Origin of the sequence: Zoogloea sp. (genome assembly GCF_044344315.1) — a bacterium.
Classification (GTDB): domain Bacteria; phylum Pseudomonadota; class Gammaproteobacteria; order Burkholderiales; family Rhodocyclaceae; genus Zoogloea.
Genome location: NZ_JBIJDC010000053.1, coordinates 1 through 16,189, shown reverse-complemented (window position 1 = coordinate 16,189; position 16,189 = coordinate 1). Strand labels below are relative to the sequence as shown.

The window sequence follows — 16,189 nt, the reverse complement described above, 5'->3', positions numbered from 1 at the left end:
CCATGCGCGCAGCTGTGATTACCGAACGGGGCGCGGCCCCGGTCATCCGCGATTTTCCGGCGCCCCAGACGCGGGAGGCTTGCATCCTGATCGATGTGTACACCGCCGGCCTGGGTGGCTGGGACGTGCTCGGGGCCTATCGTCTGGGGGTGGAATACCCCTGCGTAATTCGCGGCGAGGGTGTCGGCCGGGCGCCGGACGGACGCCGGGTGTATTTCGGCGAGCGCTCGGTGCTGCCCTACGGCGCCTGGGCCGAGCAGACCCTGGTGCCGGCCGAGGAGGTGTGGGACGTGCCCGACGGCGTGGACGACCGGACAGCGATTGCGATGGGTATCGCCGCCACCGGTGCACTGGTGCCGCTGGAGCAGGCCAACATCAAGGCGGGCGAGAACGTGCTGATCCTCGGGGCCACCGGCACCCTCGGCCAGATCGCCCTGCAACTGGCCCGCTACCTGGGCGCTGGTCGGGTGGTCGCCGCTGCCCGCAACGGCACTGCGTTGGCCCGGCTGAGCGAGCGCGGCATTGCCGATGCGACGGTGCAACTCGGTGGCGATGACGACGTGGCGGCCCTCAAGGCGGTCTCCGGCGACGGCTTCGACGTGGTGCTCGATCTGGTGTGCGGACAGCCCATGCTCAACGCCCTCAAGGCTACCCGCTGGGGGGCTCGCATCCTGACCATAGGCACCGGAGCAGGCCGCCAGCTGAACCTGGATATTGCTGATCTGTTGTTCCGTAGCCTGTCCTGCGTGGGCACCGGCCAGCGTCCGCCGGCCGATCGCCGGGCCATCTGGGAGCGTCTGCTAGTCATCGCCCGCGAACAGAACATCGTCGTCGATTACGTGGACTACAGCCTCGACCAGGCCGCCGATGCGTGGGCCGCCCAGGTGGATGGCCCGCACGCCAAGATCACGGCCCGAATCCACGGCTGATGCCACGCATTTCCTACGTGATCCAGCCCCGGGGCAATGCCGTGTTGCGCCCGCAAGACGAGCGCTACTTCGACGCCGCCGACCCGAGTGCCGATATTTCGGCTGTGCTCGGCATGGATGGCTGAGCTTCTGCCGCAGCGGCATCCTTCCCGGGCGGGCTACCTCGGTACCACGGTGATTCTGGCCGGACTGGCCATGGTCGGGCCGTTTTCGATCAACACCTACCTGCCGTCCTTCGGCGAGATGGCGGTGGTGCTGGGCACCGACCGGACCGCCCTCCAGCAGACGGTGTCGATCTATTTTGCCTCCTTCGCCTTCATGGCTCTGTGGCACGGGTCGATTTCCGATTCGCTGGGGCGCCGTCGGGTGGTACTGGTCGGCCTTGCCGTGTATGCACTGGCCTCTCTTGGCTGTGCGCTGGCCACCCGTGTCGAGCAGTTGTGGGTGCTGCGCGCCTTTCAGGGCTTTTCGGCGGGGGCCGGCATTGTCATCGGCCGCGCTGTGGTGCGTGACTTGCACGAGGGGCCGCTGGCCCAGCGCATGATGTCCCACGTGGTGATGATGTTCGGGTTGGCGCCGGCCATCGCGCCGTTGGTGGGGGGCTGGCTGCAGGCAGCTTTTGGCTGGCGTTCCGTGTTCATCTTTCTGTGCCTGCTGGCCCTTAGCCTCTTTGTGGCCGTGGCCGTGAGACTGCCGGAAACCTTACCGCCGGAAAAACGCCAGCCTTTCAATTTTTCTGCGCTGGCGCGGGGCTATGCGGGGGTCTTCGGCAGTCTGCCTTTCATGACCTGGGCAATGGCCTACGCGTGCATGTTTGGCGGCTTCTTTGTGTATGTGCTGTCGGCGCCGGTGTTCCTGATGCAGCACCTGGGCCTCGGAGAGACGGATTTCCTGTGGCTGTTCGGCCCGGCTACCGGCGGCCTGATGCTGGGTTCCGCGCTGGCCGGGCGGGTTGCCCAGCGCTGGTCGCTGCCCACCACCCTCAAGTGCGCCTTTCTGATCATGGGGTGTGCGATGTGCTACGACATCGTCGTGTGCTTCATCGCACCTGCCGGCGTCACCTGGTACGTGATCCACATCTTCGTCTTCAACCTCGGCATGTCGCTGGCCATCCCGACCCTGACCGTACGCGGGCTCGATTGCGTGCCGGAGCGCCGGGGCATGGCGTCGTCGGTGCAGTTGTTCGTCCAGACAGCCTTCAATGCGCTTATCGCCGCCGTGCTGGCGCCATTGTTGTGGGGTTCGCTGCTGAGCCTTGCTCTGGGTGCCGCCGGTCTGTGCCTGTGTGCCGGGCTTGGTGTGCTGCTGGCGGCACGACTCTCGAAGTGAGGGGTCGTGCCGCCAGCAGCGCAGGATGAATCAGGCCTTGGCCACCTTGGCCGCCGCCGACTTTTTCGCCTGCCAATAGCCTTTGAACAGAATCAGCGGCATGTGCAGCAGCGTTCGCCAGCCGAGCAGCTTGACGGCCTGCCAGCAGTCCTCCGGCTTGATGAGGATCACGGTGGACATTGAGCCCATGACCTTGCCCTTCATGACGAGATTGTCGCCATCCTGCTGAATCGATTTGACTTCCATCATCTCGATCCCTTCCTTGCTGAACATCTTCATGGTCTGGCAGCTCCCTGCTGGTCAGGCGTCGACCAGCTTGTCGAAATCCATGTTGAACTCCTCCATCAGCACTCGCGCCACGTTGCGACCCGATGATGCGGTGACGCCGCCGCCCGGGTGAGTGCTGGCGCCGGCCATGTAGAGGCCATCGACCGGTGACTTGTACTGGCCGTAGCCGGGCGCCGGGCGGTTGCCGCCGATCTGCCAGTTGTAGGAGCCGAAGTGCAGGATGTCGGCGCCGATCATGGCGTTGTTGTGGCGCTCGATGTCCAGCGGTGTCATCCACGAGAAGCCGATGATGTTGTCGTCACTCATGTTGGTGGTGAGCTTGCGCAGGTCATCCAGGAAGCCGTGGGCGACTTCCTTGCCGATTTCATCCCATTTCTGCGGGCCGCCCTTAACGTTGTAGGGGGCGAAGGCGTACATGTTGAGCACACGCTTGCCGTCCGGCGCGCGGGTCTTGTCGTAGACGTCCTGCATGACGTAGGCGATGAAGTCGCGGCGCGGGATGCCGAACTCGAGGTCGGAGAAGGCGCGGGCAAAGTCCTCCCAGTTGGAATGGGAGCGCTCGACCCAGAAGAAGTCGTCCACCGCCGGGCCAACCTTGTACTGGGGCGCTTCATGCAAGGCCAGGTGCAGGTTGAAGGGCTGGAAACTGTTGTGCTTGAGGCCGCGGATACGTGGCTCGAAGCCTTCCGGCAGGCTGGCACCGGGCACCATGTCGGGGAAGACCTGCTTGACGTGCATGGTCGAGATCACCGCGCGGGTGGCAACGATTTCCTCGCCGGACTCCAGCACCACGCCGGTCACCTTGCTGCCCTGCATGCGCATCTGCTTCACGGGTGCCGAGGTTCGGACCACGCCGCCGTGGGATTCGAGGCAGGTGCGCAGCGCGTCGGCGAAGGCGCCCGAGCCACCGACCGGAATGCCCACGCCGTAGCGGTGCATGAAGGGCAGGATGATGTAGAAGCCGAAACCGGTTCCGTTGTTGAACGGGTTCATCATGGCTTCGGAGGCGTAGCGGGCGAGGGCAATTTTGACCTTGTCGTTCTCGAACCATTCGCAGATGACATCCCAGGCACTCATGGCCTGGGTGCGCATCAGGTCCTGGCCGACGGCGCTCTGTTCCATCATCACCGCCTGGGTGCTGGCGCTGGGGGGCGAATGGAACATGCCCATGACCATCATGTCGAGGTTCTGGAAGACCTGATGGTTGAAGCGCCGGTAGGCTTCGGCGTCCTTGGCCGAGAACTTGGCGATGGCCTGGCAGGTGCGTTCGAGGTCGGTGTAGAACTCGAGGGTCGTGCCGTCGTCGTAAAAGATGGCGGTCATCTTGTCCGGGTTGATGTACTTCAGCCCGAACTTCGATTTGAGTTCCAGTTCGTCGTTGCGCAGCAGCGGATTGGCCTGCAGCAGGGTGTGGGCTACTGAACAGACGTCGTGCTTGAAGCCCGGCACGGTCAGCTCGCGGGTCATGACGCCGCCGCCGACCTTGTCGTTCTTCTCTACAACACACACCTTGAGACCGGCCTTTTGCAGGTAGCAGGCGGCAACCAGCCCGTTATGGCCGCCACCGGCCACGACGATATCGAATGTTTCGCTCATGATTGGGAATCTCCCGGGTCAATTCGTGGGCGCAAGCTGGCCCCTGCCACGGCGGGACACCGATGGCATGAAAGGGGCTGCGGCTTGCGAAGGTGGGGCTTAGAGTGCCGTCTCGGCGTCGGCCTGCTTGAACATGGCGTTAATGTCGCCCGACGTGACCGGCTTGCCGGCCTCGCGCTTCGGTGCGGCACCGCCCATGCCGAGGGCTGGCGCGGTGTTCACACCCTTGGCTTTGGCCTGGGCGCGCAGGGCGCCGACGGTGCAGTTCTCTCGACCGAGGAGGGCGAAGGGATCGTAGTTGTATTCGCGCATCACGTTCAGGTGGGTGACCTTGTTGATGGTCTCGTCCGCCAGGTGCTTGAAACTTTCCCATACGACCTCCGGCGAGTTCGGCCAGGTGCAGTCGGAGTGGGGGTAGTCGCATTCCCAGCCGACCATGTCCTCGCCGATGTGCTTGAGGTTCTGCAGGCCGAAATCGTCCTCAATGAAGCAGGTGATGATGTGCTTCTTGAAGACTTCGCTGGGCTTCTGGCCGCCGAAGTCGGCATTGGTCCATGCCTTGTGGTGGCGATGGGTGAAGTCGGCGCGTTCGAGCAGGTAGGGAATCCAGCCGATGCCGCCTTCCGACAGGGCCATCTTCAGGTTCGGGTACTTCTTCCACATGGGAGCCCAGATCCAGTCGGCCGCCGAATTGGCGATGGAGATCGGCATCGAGGTGATCCAGGCGTCGATCGGTGACAGATCGGAGGCGTGGTCGGCCTTGGCGCCGGTGCCGATGTGGCAGTTGATCACCACGCTGTTGTCGGCGCAGGCCTTCCACATCGGGTCCCAGTAAGGGTCGTGGATGGACGGAAAACCGTGCAGGGCCGGGTTGTCGGAGAAGGTGATGGCATGCACGCCGAGCTTGGCCATGCGGTTGATTTCTGCCGCGGCGGCGACCGGATCCCACCAGGGCACGATGGCCAGCGGAATGAAGCGGCCCGGCGCTGCGTTGCACCAGTCGTGCAGGTGCCAGTCGTTGTAGGCCTGGATCGCGGCGAGGGAGACGGCGCGATCGGGGTAGGTCTGGAAGCGCTGGCCGGCAAAGCCGGGGAAGGTCGGAAAGCAGATCGAGCCGAGCACGCCGTTGGCGTTCATGTCGTCCACGCGGGCCTGGATGTCCCAGGTGCCGCGGCGCATGTGCTCGTAGCCGAGGGGCTCCATGCCGTACTCTTCCTTGGGGCGGCCGACCACCGAATTGAGGCCCATGTAACCGGTGGCGCGCTCTTCAAACACCCACACGTCTCGTCCGCCACGGGATTCGATGTGCGGCTCGCGGCCCTTGAATTTCGCCGGCATGTGGCGGGCGAAGGCGTTGGGCGGCTCAATGGCGTGGTCGTCGATGCTGACGAGGATGAGGTCTTCGAGTTTCATGTCTTGTCTCCTGACCGTCGCCCCCCAATGCCGGGAGGGACGGCGTGTGCGGTTTTCCGGTCTATGCCGTGATCAGAGAATGATGCCCAGATTGGGCGTGCCGATGACCACCTGGTCCAGCAGGATTTCCCGGCGGGCCAGCTTCAGGCTGCCCTCGATCCGGCGCAGGATGTCGTAGCGCACGCAGGGAATCAGGTCGAAGTAGTCGAAGTCGAAGCGGCTGCGGGTGACCAGCAGGTAGCTTTCCACCTTGTATTCGTCGGCTTTGTCGGTCTTGTAGACGCGAACGTTGCTGACCATGCGCTTGACCCGTGACGGGGGGTCTTCGCCCCAGGCACTCTTGGTGTCGGTGATGCGCTTGATCCGCATCAGCATCGAGCCGTAGCTCTCGTGAAGGTGCTGGACGGTGCGGATGTAGGTCTGATCGAACTGGGCGGTGGACCGGGTGTGACGCAGCGGGGCGTTGTATTCCAGGTCCTGGGTCAGCAGCTCGCCCCATTCCGCAAGACGCAGGTTGTCGAGCATCTCGGCCTCGTCGTAGAGGAAGTCGAGAATCTCGTTGTATTCCGGGCTGCCGATGGCGAGTCGGTTGGCGCGCACGGACGGGGGCAGCGGGGTGGGTTCAAGAAGGTTCTGCAGCATGGATGTCTCCCGAATGTGGTCTGGTTGGATTGGCGCGTCGATCAGCTTTCGGCTGTCATGAGTTCGTGCCAGTACTGCCACCAGCGCCACTGGGTGTCGTCCTTGGTGAAGCCGTCGCCTACATCGCCGGGGCCGGGCCAGCCTTCGGGCTTGCCGGTCTCGTACATGGCTTGGTACTTGAGGGTAATGTGCTTGCTGACCGCACCCTTGGCGGCAAGGGTCTGGTGCGGCCAGGTGTCCGAGTCGTCCTGCTCAACCATCCCGGATGTGCCCAGCAGCTGCACACCGAGGCGCAGCATGGTGGCCTTGAGTTCCGGCGGGGTGTCCTTCTCGGCGAGAATCCAGTTAACGAATTCCAGCTTGTCCGGGCCCTTGGGCACGTAGGCATGCAGCGCCATCACGCCGATCACGCCATCGGGGGTCGGGATGTAAACAAACTCGAACAGGCCGTTGGGGAAAAAGTTGCCGACCTGCGGCGGACGCCAGGTGATGACCTTCAACTGATCTTCACTCAGGTTGCGCAGCAGTTCCGGAATCATTTCCTGGGTGACACCCGGCGGCGGCAGGGCTTCGAGCTTTTCCTTGACCGACAGCTCGGACGGGTCCTTGCCGGTGAGGCGGCGGATCTTCCTGTCCAGTTCGATGCAGCGCATGGTGTGGGCGTGGGCGGTGTACACCTCGGAGCCGTACATCTCCGGGGTCAGGTCGCCGCCGCCGCCTTCGCTACCCGGCTTGCGGTAGGGGCCGACTTCAGACAGCCAGCGGTGCAGGGTGAGCACATGAAAGCCATCCGAGGCCGACTGCTCGCAGGCGGTTTTCCAGTTGGCGCGGATGGTGAAGCGCTGCGGGGGGCCGAGTACTTCCATGCCCTTGTCGGTGCGGCACCACAGCGTGTCGAAGTACCACTTGGCATCACCCAGGAACTCGTCGAAGCTCGGGCCGTCGATGTTCCAGGTGGCAAAGATCAGGCCGCCATAGATGGTTACGCGAGCCTTCTTGAGGCCGAGTTGCTCCTTGGTCAGCAGCTTGCCGTGCATGGATTCCTTCTCGACGGGCGCGCCGATGAAGTCGCCGTTCGGCTTGAAGGCCCAGCCGTGGTAGATACACACGTGGGCCTGGGTGTTGCCGCAGTCGAGGGTCGAAATTTTCATGCCTCGGTGCGGACAGACGTTCAGCGAAACGTTGATGCCGTCTTTGTCCCGCGTCACCAGCACGGAATCCGAACCCAGGTCGCGCACCATGAAATCGCCAGACTTGGGTATCTCGGTCTCGTGACCCAGGAAGACCCAGGTCTTGGCGAAGATCCGCTCCATTTCCAGTTCATACAGCTCCGGGTCCGACAGGGTCCGCATGGCGACCTCTCGGGTTTCCAGATTGATCAGATCTGAAATACGGGTCCCGTCGGCCAGCGTGCGCTGTGAATTCTTCTGCATTGCCTTTTCCTCCTTTGGGATTACACTGCTTAAAAGTAAACACTTTTAAGAAAAATGTTTAACTTAAATAAAGTGTCCCATTCGGCCAGGATGGTTGATTTGACCTAGGTCAACTGGCTATGAATTTACGAAGAGAGAGAAAAAGCGGTATAAATTCTTCTTTAGCACGTAAAAAAAGAACACTTATCAGATAAGTGTTCTTTTTTGTGGTGGTTCTTGAGGGCTCCCGGTCTTCACGTCATAAGGAGCAGCTCACAGAGCATGTCTACGTGGGCGTCCCTGGCTTGCCGAAGCTCCTTGGGCGGCAGTGTGCCGAAGGCCAGCTGCTGGATAAGCGTATGGGCGACCGGCGAGAGGATCAGCCATGGATGCCTGACCACCGTACTGTCTTTGCACAAGCCCTGGGCGACACAGCGGCGCAGCAGCACACCGAGCTGAAAGTGCATGGCATCGAGGGTGTTTTGGCGCCACAGCGCTACCACATCGGGAAGACGATGGCCTTCGGAGAACAGCAGGCGCGCGGTGGACCGCACCGCGGGATCGGCCAGTTGCGCATGAAGGAGATCGACGAGGTGTTCGATGAGGGTACGCATGCCGGCCGAGTGGTCGAGGAGCGACTCGATCTCCAGCACCGGGGCCACCAGCGAGCGTTTGAGCAGGGCCTCGAAAACCTTGTCCTTGCCGGAAAAGTGCGCGTAGAGCCCTCCCTTGGACAGGCCGGCCCGCGCCGCGATGTCGTCGATGCGGGTGGCGTTGTAACCACGCGCCGAAAATTCGACCAGCGCCGCGTCGAGAATCAGCGGGATGCGGGTGTCCGGCGACAGGCGTTGGCGTGGAGGGCGTGTTTCTGTTTCGTCAGCCGGTTTGTCGGATTTAGGCATGGGATGGCGCCCGATGGGGGCTTGAGGGGTGCGTAAGATAACCGAAGCGAGATCTTCACGCCGGAGTCTGGCATGAGAATATACTAACGACCGGTTGGTCGGTAATGGTCCGCAGTCCCCGCCCTGAAAGCGGATTGACCCTGATTTTGTTTCGGCAGTCGTGGGCGGCGGCTTCCGTGCGTTTTGCTGAAAATGCCAAGTACAGCGATGTTTCCCCGGTTACGGCGGGCTTTACCGCTGGCGGTCTCCGTTTTGCTGGCCGGCTGTGCAAGCCTGGCACCACCCCACGAGCGGCCGCCGCTGCCGGTGCCTGCAACCTATCCCGATGCAGGTGCCGCGATCAGTATGACAACAGCAGCGGAGATCTGCTGGCGCGTTTACTTCACCGATTCCCGCCTGCTAACCCTGGTCGACCAGGCCCTGGTCAACAACCGGGACTTGCGCGGTGCGCTGCTTCGCGTCGAAGAGGCGCGCGCGGCTTATGGTATCCAGCGCGCGGAACGTTTTCCGGCCGTGTCCATGGGCCTGGATGCGGCGCGTGCGCGGGTTCCCGCCGACCTGAGCGCCAGTGGAGAGCGGGTTATCGGCAGCCAGTTCCAGTTGGGCGTCGGTTTCAACAGCTGGGAGGCAGATTTCTGGGGTCGTGTCCGTAGCCTGGAGACTGCCGCCCTCGAAAGTTATCTGGCCACCGACGCCGCGCACGCGGCAAGCACCCTGAGCCTCATCGCCCAAGTGAGTAACGCTTACCTGGGCTTGAGCGAACTCGACGAGCGCCTTGCCCTGACCCGCCGCACGGTTGCCAGCCGCGCCGAATCGCTGCGCATTTTTCGGCGCAGGGTGGCGCTCGGCGCAACCTCGAAGCTGGAGCTGACGCAGGTGGAAGTCTTGTGGCAGCAAGCCGCCACGCTGCTGGCCCAGCTTGAACAGGCGCGGGCCGCACAGGCTAACTCCCTGGCCCTGGTGACTGGCATGGATGCCGGTCAGCTGCGGACGGCCGAGCATCTCGATGAGAACGCCACCTTTCGTGCACTGGCGCCGGGTCTTCCATCCGATCTGCTCACTGCTCGACCCGACATCGTGGCTGCCGAACACAGCCTGAAAGCCGCGAGCGCCAATATTGGTGCTGCGCGGGCGGCGTTCTTTCCGCGTATTGCATTGACGGGGTCTTTCGGCACCGCCAGCGCCGAACTGGACGGACTTTTCCGCAATGGCAGTGCCGCGTGGACCTTCGCGCCGAGTGTCTCCTTGCCGATTTTCGATGGCGGACGTCGCGAGGCGGCCCTCGATCTGGCCCGGGTGCGGCGCGAACAAGCTGTGGTGCGTTATCAGCAGGTCATCCAGGCGGCTTTCCGCGATGTGGCCGATGCCCTGGCGGCGCGCCACTGGCTCGGCGAGCAGGTACATATGCTGAGCTCCAGCCTTGCGGTGCAGACCGAGCGGGCGCGGCTGGCCAAGCTGCGTTACGACAGTGGCGCAGCGCGCTACCTGGAAGTGCTCGATGCCGAGCGCGAGTTGCTGGCCGTCGAGCAGCAGGTGGTGCAGACGCGACGGGCGTTGCTGAGTGCGCAAGTGGTGCTGTATTCGGCGCTCGGCGGTGGCGCGCCCGGCGTCTGTACCGATTTAACGAACGAGACGCAGGCAAGACCATGAACCCCACTGTCAGGAAATTTATTCCCGCCCTTGCTCTGGTAGCTGCCGTAGCGCTGGGCTACTACGCCTGGAGCGCACTGCGCAACCACGGGCCGAATGAGGGACTGGCCAGCGGCAATGGCCGCATCGAGGCGACCGAGGTCGATGTAGCCACCAGGCTGGCCGGTCGGGTCGAGGACATCCTGGTGCGTGAAGGCGACTTCGTTAGCGCCGGTCAGCCGCTTGCCCGCATGCAGATCGACAGCTTGCAGGCCCAGCGAGACGAGGCAGTAGCCCGCTACCAGCAGGCCTTGCAGGCGGTGGCCGGGGCCGAGGCGCAGGTGGCCTTGCGCGATAGCGATCATCAGGCGGCTCAGGCGCTGGTGGTGCAGCGTGAAAGCGAGCTTGATGCGGCGCAGCGTCGCCTGGTGCGTTCCGAAACACTGGCCCAAGAGGGGGCGTCGTCGGGGCAAGAGCTGGACGATGACCGCGCCAAGGCCCGCAGTGCCCAGGCCGCGGTGGTGGCCACCAAGGCCCAGGTGGCGGCCGCGCGGGCGGCCATCACTGCCGCGCGTACCCAGGTTACCGGTGCCCAATCCAGCGTGGCGGCGGCCAAGGCGAGCGTTGCACGCGTCGATGCCGACCTCGCCGACAGTTTGCTCAAGGCGCCGCGCGCCGGCCGGGTGCAATACCGGGTCGCCCAGCCGGGCGAAGTGCTGGGCGCCGGCGGCAAGCTTCTCAACCTGGTGGATCTCACCGAGGTTTACATGAGCTTCTTTCTGCCCGAAACCGTGGTTGGCAAAGTAGCGCTGGGCAGCGAGGTGCGCATCGTGCTTGATGCCGCACCACAGTTCGTGATTCCGGCCAGGGTTTCGTTTGTCTCCAGCACCGCCCAGTTCACCCCAAAGACGGTGGAAACGGTCAGCGAGCGCCAGAAACTGATGTTCCGCGTCAAGGCGCAGATTGATCGCGAGCTGCTGATGAAACACCTGCAGCAGGTCAAGACGGGCTTGCCGGGTGTGGCCTGGGTGAAGATCGATCCGCAGGCGGCGTGGCCGCTGCCGCTGGAGAAGAAGGTCACGCCATGACCTCCGCTGTGCCGGTGGTCCGTCTGGCAGGCGTGCACCTGCGCTATGGCAGGACGGCCGCCCTCGATGGGGTGACAGTGGACGTACCGGCCGGCTGCATGGTCGGCCTGATCGGTCCTGATGGTGTCGGCAAGTCGAGCCTGCTGGCCCTGGTCGCCGGCGCCCGGGCCGTGCAGCAGGGCCAAGTTGAGGCGCTGGGTGGGGACATGGGCAGCAAGCGTCACCGGGATCTCGTCTGCCCGCGCATCGCCTACATGCCCCAGGGACTGGGCAAGAACCTTTACCCGACCTTGTCGGTGGAAGAAAACCTGCAGTTCTTTGCCCGCCTGTTTGGCCACGGCACGGCCGAGCGGCGCCGGCGCATCGATACGCTGACCCGCAGCACCGGGCTGTTCCCGTTTCTCGATCGCCCATCGGGTAAGCTCTCGGGGGGCATGAAGCAGAAGCTGGGTTTGTGCTGTGCGCTGATCCACGACCCGGATTTGCTGATTCTCGACGAGCCGACCACCGGTGTCGATCCGCTGGCCCGCGTCCAGTTCTGGGATTTGATTGCACGCATTCGCCGGAGCCGCCCGGGCATGAGCGTGATCGTTGCGACCGCCTACATGGACGAGGCCCAGCGTTTTGACTGGCTGGTGGCCATGGACGACGGCCGGGTGCTGGCGACCGGCACGCCGCAGGAACTCATGGCCCGTGCCGGCGCCGCGACGCTCGAGGCGGCCTTCATTGCGCTCTTGCCGGAGGAAAAGCGGCGTGGCCATGCGGCGGTTGAAATTCCGCCGCTGGAGGATTCCGGCGAGGCCGATATCGCCATCGAAGCGCGGGGTTTGACGATGCGCTTCGGTGATTTTGTGGCGGTGGATCACGTGGATTTCCGCATCCGGCGGGGCGAGATCTTCGGCTTCCTGGGCTCCAATGGCTGCGGCAAATCCACCACAATGAAGATGCTCACCGGCCTGCTCGCCGCTACCGAGGGCGACGCGTGGCTGTTCGGCAGGCCCGTTGACCCCAAGGACATGGCGACGCGGCGGCGCGTGGGCTATATGTCGCAGGCCTTCTCGCTGTATGGCGAGCTGAGCGTGCGCCAGAACCTGGTGCTGCACGCACGCCTCTTCCATGTGCCGGCCCCCGAAGTGCCGGCGCGGGTGGATGAGATGGTCAGGCGTTTTGGCCTGGCCGATGTGCTCGACACTTTGCCCGAGAGCTTGCCGCTGGGGATGCGCCAGCGCCTGTCACTGGCAGTGGCGATGGTGCACAAGCCCGAGCTGCTGATCCTCGATGAACCGACTTCCGGCGTCGACCCTATCGCCCGGGACAATTTCTGGCGCCTGATGATCGAGTTGGCGCGGCGCGACAAGGTGACCATCTTCATCTCGACGCACTTCATGAACGAGGCCGCGCGTTGTGACCGCATGTCGATGATGCATGCCGGCCGGGTGCTCGACAGTGACACGCCGGCTGCATTGATCGCCCGACGTGGCAAGGCCACGCTGGAAGACGCCTTCATCGACTACCTGATCGAAGCGGACCGCGCGGTTGGGGGCGCTGCAGAAGAGCGCACAGCGCCGGCAGAAAACCGCGTTACACCGCACACCAAGCCGGCTCGAGGGCGCCGATTTCATCAGAGTCTGGGCCGCATCTACAGTTATGTGTGGCGTGAAAGCCTGGAGCTGCAGCGCGACCCGGTGCGTGCCACCATGGCACTGGTCGGCTCGCTGCTGCTGATGTTCGTGATGGGCTTCGGGATCAGCATGGACGTGGAAGACCTACGCTTTGCTGTGCTCGACCGTGACCAGACCGCACTGAGCCGTAATTATGCTCTCACCCTGGCTGGCTCCCGCTATTTCAGCGAGCGCCCACCGCTTGCCGACTACGCCGATCTCGACCGGCGCATGCGCAGTGGCGAGCTGTCGCTGGCGCTCGAAATCCCGCCCGGTTTCGCGCGGGATGTGGCGCGCGGAGGGGCCGTGCAGATTGGCGCGTGGATCGACGGCGCGATGCCGCAGCGCGCCGAAACGGTGAGCGGCTACGTGCAGGGCATGCATCAGTTGTGGTTGCTCGAACAGGTGCACGAGCGGGGAGGGCAGATGAGCCCGGGCGCGGCAAGTATCGAGACACGCTACCGCTACAATCCTGACGTGAAGAGTCTGCCGGCCATGGTGCCTGCGGTGATCCCACTGCTGCTGCTGATGTTGCCCGCCATGCTGACCGCGCTGGCCGTCGTGCGCGAGAAGGAACTGGGGTCGATCATCAATCTGTATGTCACGCCGATCACCCGCATCGAGTTTCTGCTTGGCAAGCAGGCGCCCTATCTGGTGCTGGCGATGCTCAACTTTCTGCTGATGTGCCTGCTGGCTGTGACTGTATTTGACGTGCCGGTGACCGGGAGCTTTCCGACCTTGCTGGCCGGCGCTTTCCTGTTCAGCCTGAGTGCGACCGGAATGGGCCTGCTGGCCTCGACCGTCACGCGCAGCCAGATTGCCGCGATGTTCCTGGCCATGCTCGGCACCATGCTTCCGGCAATACAGTTTGCCGGCCTGATCAATCCGGTGTCGTCGTTGGAAGGCGGTGGCCGCCTGCTCGGCGACATCTATCCAGCCAGCCACATGTTCATGATCAGCCGCGGCGTGTTCAGCAAGGCGCTGGGCTTTGCGGATCTGCACAGTGCGTTCTGGCCGCTGCTGATCGCCGTGCCGGTGATCCTCGGGGTATCGGTGGTGCTGCTGAAGAAACAGGAGGCCTGACGTGCGTCATCACTTGATGAACATCTATCGCCTGGGCGTCAAAGAGCTGTGGAGCTTGCGCCGCGATCCGATGATGATCTTCCTGATCGCCTGGACCTTCACCGTAGCCATCTACATGGCCGCCACCACGATGCCGGAGACGCTGCACAACGCGCCGATCGCCATCGTCGACGAGGACGCTTCGGCCCTGTCGGCACGGATAGCGTCGGCCTTCTACCCACCGCGCTTTACGCAGCCGGCACACCTCAACCTGAACGAGGTGGACCCGGGGCTCGATGCCGGCCGCTATACCTTCGTGCTGGATATTCCGCCGAATTTCCAGCGCGACGTGCTGGCCGGTCGCTCGCCCAGGATCCAGCTCAACGTGGACGCCACCCGCATGAGTCAGGCTTTCAGCGGCAATGCCTATGTGCAGCAGATTGTGATGGGAGAGGTGAATGAGTTCGTCCAGCGTTACCGGGGCAGCACTGTTCCGCCGGTGGATCTGGCCCTGCGCGCGCGCTTCAATCCGGCGCTGGAGCAGTCCTGGTTCGGCGGGCTGATGGAGGTGGTGAACAACGTGACGATGCTGTCGATCATTCTCACTGGCGCAGCGTTGATCCGAGAGCGGGAGCATGGCACCGTCGAGCACCTGCTGGTGATGCCGATAACGCCGACCGAGATCATGTTCGCCAAGGTCTGGGCCTGCGGGCTGGTGGTGCTCGTAGCGGCGGCCCTGTCGCTGAACCTGGTGATCCGCGGTGCGCTGCATGTCCCGATTGAAGGTTCCGTAATGCTGTTTCTGGTCGGAACCGCCTTGCACCTGTTCGCCACAACCTCGATGGGTATCTTCATGGCAACGCTGGCGCGCAGCATGCCTCAGTTCGGCTTGCTGCTCATGCTGACACTGATGCCGCTGCAGATCCTCTCCGGCAGCCTCACCCCGCGGGAGAGCATGCCGGAACTGGTGCAGAGCCTGATGCTGCTCGCGCCCACCACACACTTTATTGAATTGAGCCAGGCCATCCTTTACCGCGGAGCAGGGCTCGATCTGGTATGGAAGCCGTTCGCCTACCTGCTGGTGATTGGTGCGGTGCTCTTCACGCTATCCCTCGCGCGCTTTCGCAAGGCCATTGGGCAGATGGCCTGAGTGCTGACCTCTATGGGAGTTTCGATGTTTGCCATTTTTCCCCGAGTGCGCCCACACGGCATCGTGGGCGTGCTGGAGTCTGTTGTGGTCATCGGGGAGCGAGCCCCGCAGGCGAATGCCGACGTGCTGTTTGAGTGCGCCCGGCAAGGCGGAACCCATCGAACAAGTCCCCACCAGACCAACCCGTACCGAGTTCCATGCCAAGGTCAGCAGCAAGGATGCTGACCAGTTGAAGGCTTGCTGGTCTAAAGTGATACCTTAGGTGCTGGACAATCCCCGAAAAAGGGTGGCGGGACTGCTGAGATGCGTAAGGCCGCGAGCAGTGATACAAACTCAAGTGGGTACTTGGAGAAAAGACAGATCGACAGCAGCCTCAAGAGCATTTTCACGCCGTGACCCGGGGCATGGCGAGAATCTGTGCGTCATGGTTTAGCCGCGTGAGAAGTGTCAGCTCTGCCCCGCCCGGTACCCGTTGCCCTGAATCACGGGGATATCAGATGTTACCGACGCTATCGCGCAGGTCTTGCATCCAATGCAGGCTGGGGCCAAACGAGGGAAGGATGCCTGGCTCAGCAACAAGCATGTGAGGAACAGCTTGTAGGCATGGCGTAAGTGTCGTAAGCGTCCAGCCAAGTCATCTTCTCAGTCGCTCGTAATCCCCTGACGATCATGTCCTCCAACACCATCTTCTGGAGGACACATGGACGCTTCAACAATCAATCTTCCCACCGCCGGTCGGCGTCGTGGTCGGTACAGCGACACCTTTAAGGCAGAGATCGTGGCCGCGTGCAAGGCACCCGGCGTTTCAACAACGGCTGTGGTTGCGCTGGCCAACGGCCTCAATGCCAACCTCGTTCGGCGCTGGGTACTCGAGAGCGATCCGGCTCATAAGAGCGCAACTCGGGCTGCATCCTTGCCCGCCATGAGTGCGCCATCGCCCCAGGCGCAGGGGGCCTCAGTGTCTCCAGGTTTTGTTCCTCTGGCACTGAACGCGCCGAGCGCCGACATCCGCATCGAACTACGCCAGGGCGATCAGCTCATCACCGTGTACTGGCCAATGGCGGCTGCGGCGCAGTGCCTGAGCGCGC

14 protein-coding genes are annotated in these 16,189 nt (G+C 63.4%); 8 read left to right on the top strand and 6 right to left on the bottom strand.

Annotation, left to right across the window (positions count from 1 at the left end; genetic code table 11):
* The first annotated feature begins 2 nt into the window (after positions 1-2).
* From ACIQ09_RS12625 to ACIQ09_RS12615, 3 genes are read left to right on the top strand one after another with little or no spacing between them, the layout of a single operon-like run.
* Entirely contained in the window at positions 3-929 is a 927-nt protein-coding gene (locus ACIQ09_RS12625; RefSeq protein WP_398310155.1) for a zinc-binding alcohol dehydrogenase family protein, read from the top strand.
* Positions 929-1,054: a hypothetical protein gene (locus ACIQ09_RS12620; protein WP_398310152.1), complete on the top strand. Its 126-nt coding sequence runs from the start codon at positions 929-931 to the stop codon at positions 1,052-1,054. The genes ACIQ09_RS12625 and ACIQ09_RS12620 overlap by 1 nt, the downstream gene beginning before the upstream one ends.
* Positions 1,047-2,258 carry a multidrug effflux MFS transporter gene (locus ACIQ09_RS12615; protein ID WP_398310149.1) on the top strand — a complete coding sequence of 404 codons (1,212 nt, stop codon included), beginning with the start codon at positions 1,047-1,049 and terminating at the stop codon, positions 2,256-2,258. Before ACIQ09_RS12620 ends, ACIQ09_RS12615 begins: the two co-directional genes overlap by 8 nt.
* Positions 2,259-2,288: 30 nt before the next feature.
* On the opposite strand, the gene ACIQ09_RS12610 is transcribed toward ACIQ09_RS12615, so the two are convergent.
* The 6 genes from ACIQ09_RS12610 to ACIQ09_RS12585 form a co-directional block, all read right to left on the bottom strand.
* Positions 2,289-2,537 (bottom strand): hypothetical protein, encoded by a 249-nt coding sequence (locus tag ACIQ09_RS12610; protein ID WP_398310146.1) that lies wholly within the window; start codon positions 2,535-2,537, stop codon positions 2,289-2,291.
* Between the two features lie 21 nt (positions 2,538-2,558).
* Positions 2,559-4,142, bottom strand: coding sequence for a phytoene desaturase family protein (locus ACIQ09_RS12605; protein WP_398310143.1), 1,584 nt, complete (start codon positions 4,140-4,142; stop codon positions 2,559-2,561).
* 99 nt (positions 4,143-4,241) lie between these two features.
* On the bottom strand, positions 4,242-5,555 hold the full coding sequence (locus ACIQ09_RS12600) for an amidohydrolase family protein (protein ID WP_169148352.1): 1,314 nt from the start codon (positions 5,553-5,555) through the stop codon (positions 4,242-4,244).
* Between the two features lie 72 nt (positions 5,556-5,627).
* Entirely contained in the window at positions 5,628-6,197 is a 570-nt protein-coding gene (locus tag ACIQ09_RS12595) for an aromatic-ring-hydroxylating dioxygenase subunit beta (RefSeq protein WP_398310140.1), read from the bottom strand.
* Between the two features lie 41 nt (positions 6,198-6,238).
* Positions 6,239-7,630: an aromatic ring-hydroxylating dioxygenase subunit alpha gene (locus tag ACIQ09_RS12590; RefSeq protein WP_398310137.1), complete on the bottom strand. Its 1,392-nt coding sequence runs from the start codon at positions 7,628-7,630 to the stop codon at positions 6,239-6,241.
* Between the two features lie 233 nt (positions 7,631-7,863).
* A complete protein-coding gene (locus ACIQ09_RS12585) occupies positions 7,864-8,511 on the bottom strand; it encodes a TetR/AcrR family transcriptional regulator (protein ID WP_398310134.1) in 648 nt (215 codons plus the stop codon).
* Positions 8,512-8,718: 207 nt separating this feature from the next.
* Between ACIQ09_RS12585 and ACIQ09_RS12580 the strand changes: the two genes are divergently transcribed.
* The 5 genes from ACIQ09_RS12580 to ACIQ09_RS12560 form a co-directional block, all read left to right on the top strand.
* Positions 8,719-10,161, top strand: coding sequence for an efflux transporter outer membrane subunit (locus tag ACIQ09_RS12580; protein WP_398310130.1), 1,443 nt, complete (start codon positions 8,719-8,721; stop codon positions 10,159-10,161).
* Entirely contained in the window at positions 10,158-11,228 is a 1,071-nt protein-coding gene (locus ACIQ09_RS12575; RefSeq protein ID WP_398310127.1) for an HlyD family secretion protein, read from the top strand. Before ACIQ09_RS12580 ends, ACIQ09_RS12575 begins: the two co-directional genes overlap by 4 nt.
* A complete protein-coding gene (gene rbbA / locus ACIQ09_RS12570; protein WP_398310124.1) occupies positions 11,225-13,972 on the top strand; it encodes a ribosome-associated ATPase/putative transporter RbbA in 2,748 nt (915 codons plus the stop codon). Before ACIQ09_RS12575 ends, rbbA begins: the two co-directional genes overlap by 4 nt.
* Before the next feature lie 16 nt (positions 13,973-13,988).
* Positions 13,989-15,101, top strand: a complete 1,113-nt coding sequence (locus ACIQ09_RS12565; protein ID WP_398310121.1) for an ABC transporter permease — start codon at positions 13,989-13,991, stop codon at positions 15,099-15,101.
* Positions 15,102-15,801: 700 nt separating this feature from the next.
* A partial coding sequence (locus tag ACIQ09_RS12560; protein ID WP_398310118.1) for a transposase occupies positions 15,802-16,189 on the top strand: 388 nt, incomplete at its 3' end.

Excerpts from the sequence above, each read along its gene's own strand:
- ACIQ09_RS12605 (WP_398310143.1), bottom strand. The coding sequence starts at position 4,142 with ATGAGCGAAACATTCGATATCGTCGTGGCCGGTGGCGGCCATAACGGG.
- ACIQ09_RS12590 (WP_398310137.1), bottom strand. The coding sequence starts at position 7,630 with ATGCAGAAGAATTCACAGCGCACGCTGGCCGACGGGACCCGTATTTCA.
- ACIQ09_RS12585 (WP_398310134.1), bottom strand. The coding sequence starts at position 8,511 with ATGCCTAAATCCGACAAACCGGCTGACGAAACAGAAACACGCCCTCCA.
- ACIQ09_RS12625 (WP_398310155.1), top strand. The coding sequence starts at position 3 with ATGCGCGCAGCTGTGATTACCGAACGGGGCGCGGCCCCGGTCATCCGC.
- rbbA (WP_398310124.1), top strand. The coding sequence starts at position 11,225 with ATGACCTCCGCTGTGCCGGTGGTCCGTCTGGCAGGCGTGCACCTGCGC.
- ACIQ09_RS12580 (WP_398310130.1), top strand. The coding sequence starts at position 8,719 with ATGTTTCCCCGGTTACGGCGGGCTTTACCGCTGGCGGTCTCCGTTTTG.
- ACIQ09_RS12615 (WP_398310149.1), top strand. The coding sequence starts at position 1,047 with ATGGCTGAGCTTCTGCCGCAGCGGCATCCTTCCCGGGCGGGCTACCTC.
- ACIQ09_RS12620 (WP_398310152.1), top strand. The coding sequence starts at position 929 with ATGCCACGCATTTCCTACGTGATCCAGCCCCGGGGCAATGCCGTGTTG.
- ACIQ09_RS12610 (WP_398310146.1), bottom strand. The coding sequence starts at position 2,537 with ATGAAGATGTTCAGCAAGGAAGGGATCGAGATGATGGAAGTCAAATCG.
- ACIQ09_RS12575 (WP_398310127.1), top strand. The coding sequence starts at position 10,158 with ATGAACCCCACTGTCAGGAAATTTATTCCCGCCCTTGCTCTGGTAGCT.
- ACIQ09_RS12595 (WP_398310140.1), bottom strand. The coding sequence starts at position 6,197 with ATGCTGCAGAACCTTCTTGAACCCACCCCGCTGCCCCCGTCCGTGCGC.
- ACIQ09_RS12565 (WP_398310121.1), top strand. The coding sequence starts at position 13,989 with ATGAACATCTATCGCCTGGGCGTCAAAGAGCTGTGGAGCTTGCGCCGC.
- ACIQ09_RS12600 (WP_169148352.1), bottom strand. The coding sequence starts at position 5,555 with ATGAAACTCGAAGACCTCATCCTCGTCAGCATCGACGACCACGCCATT.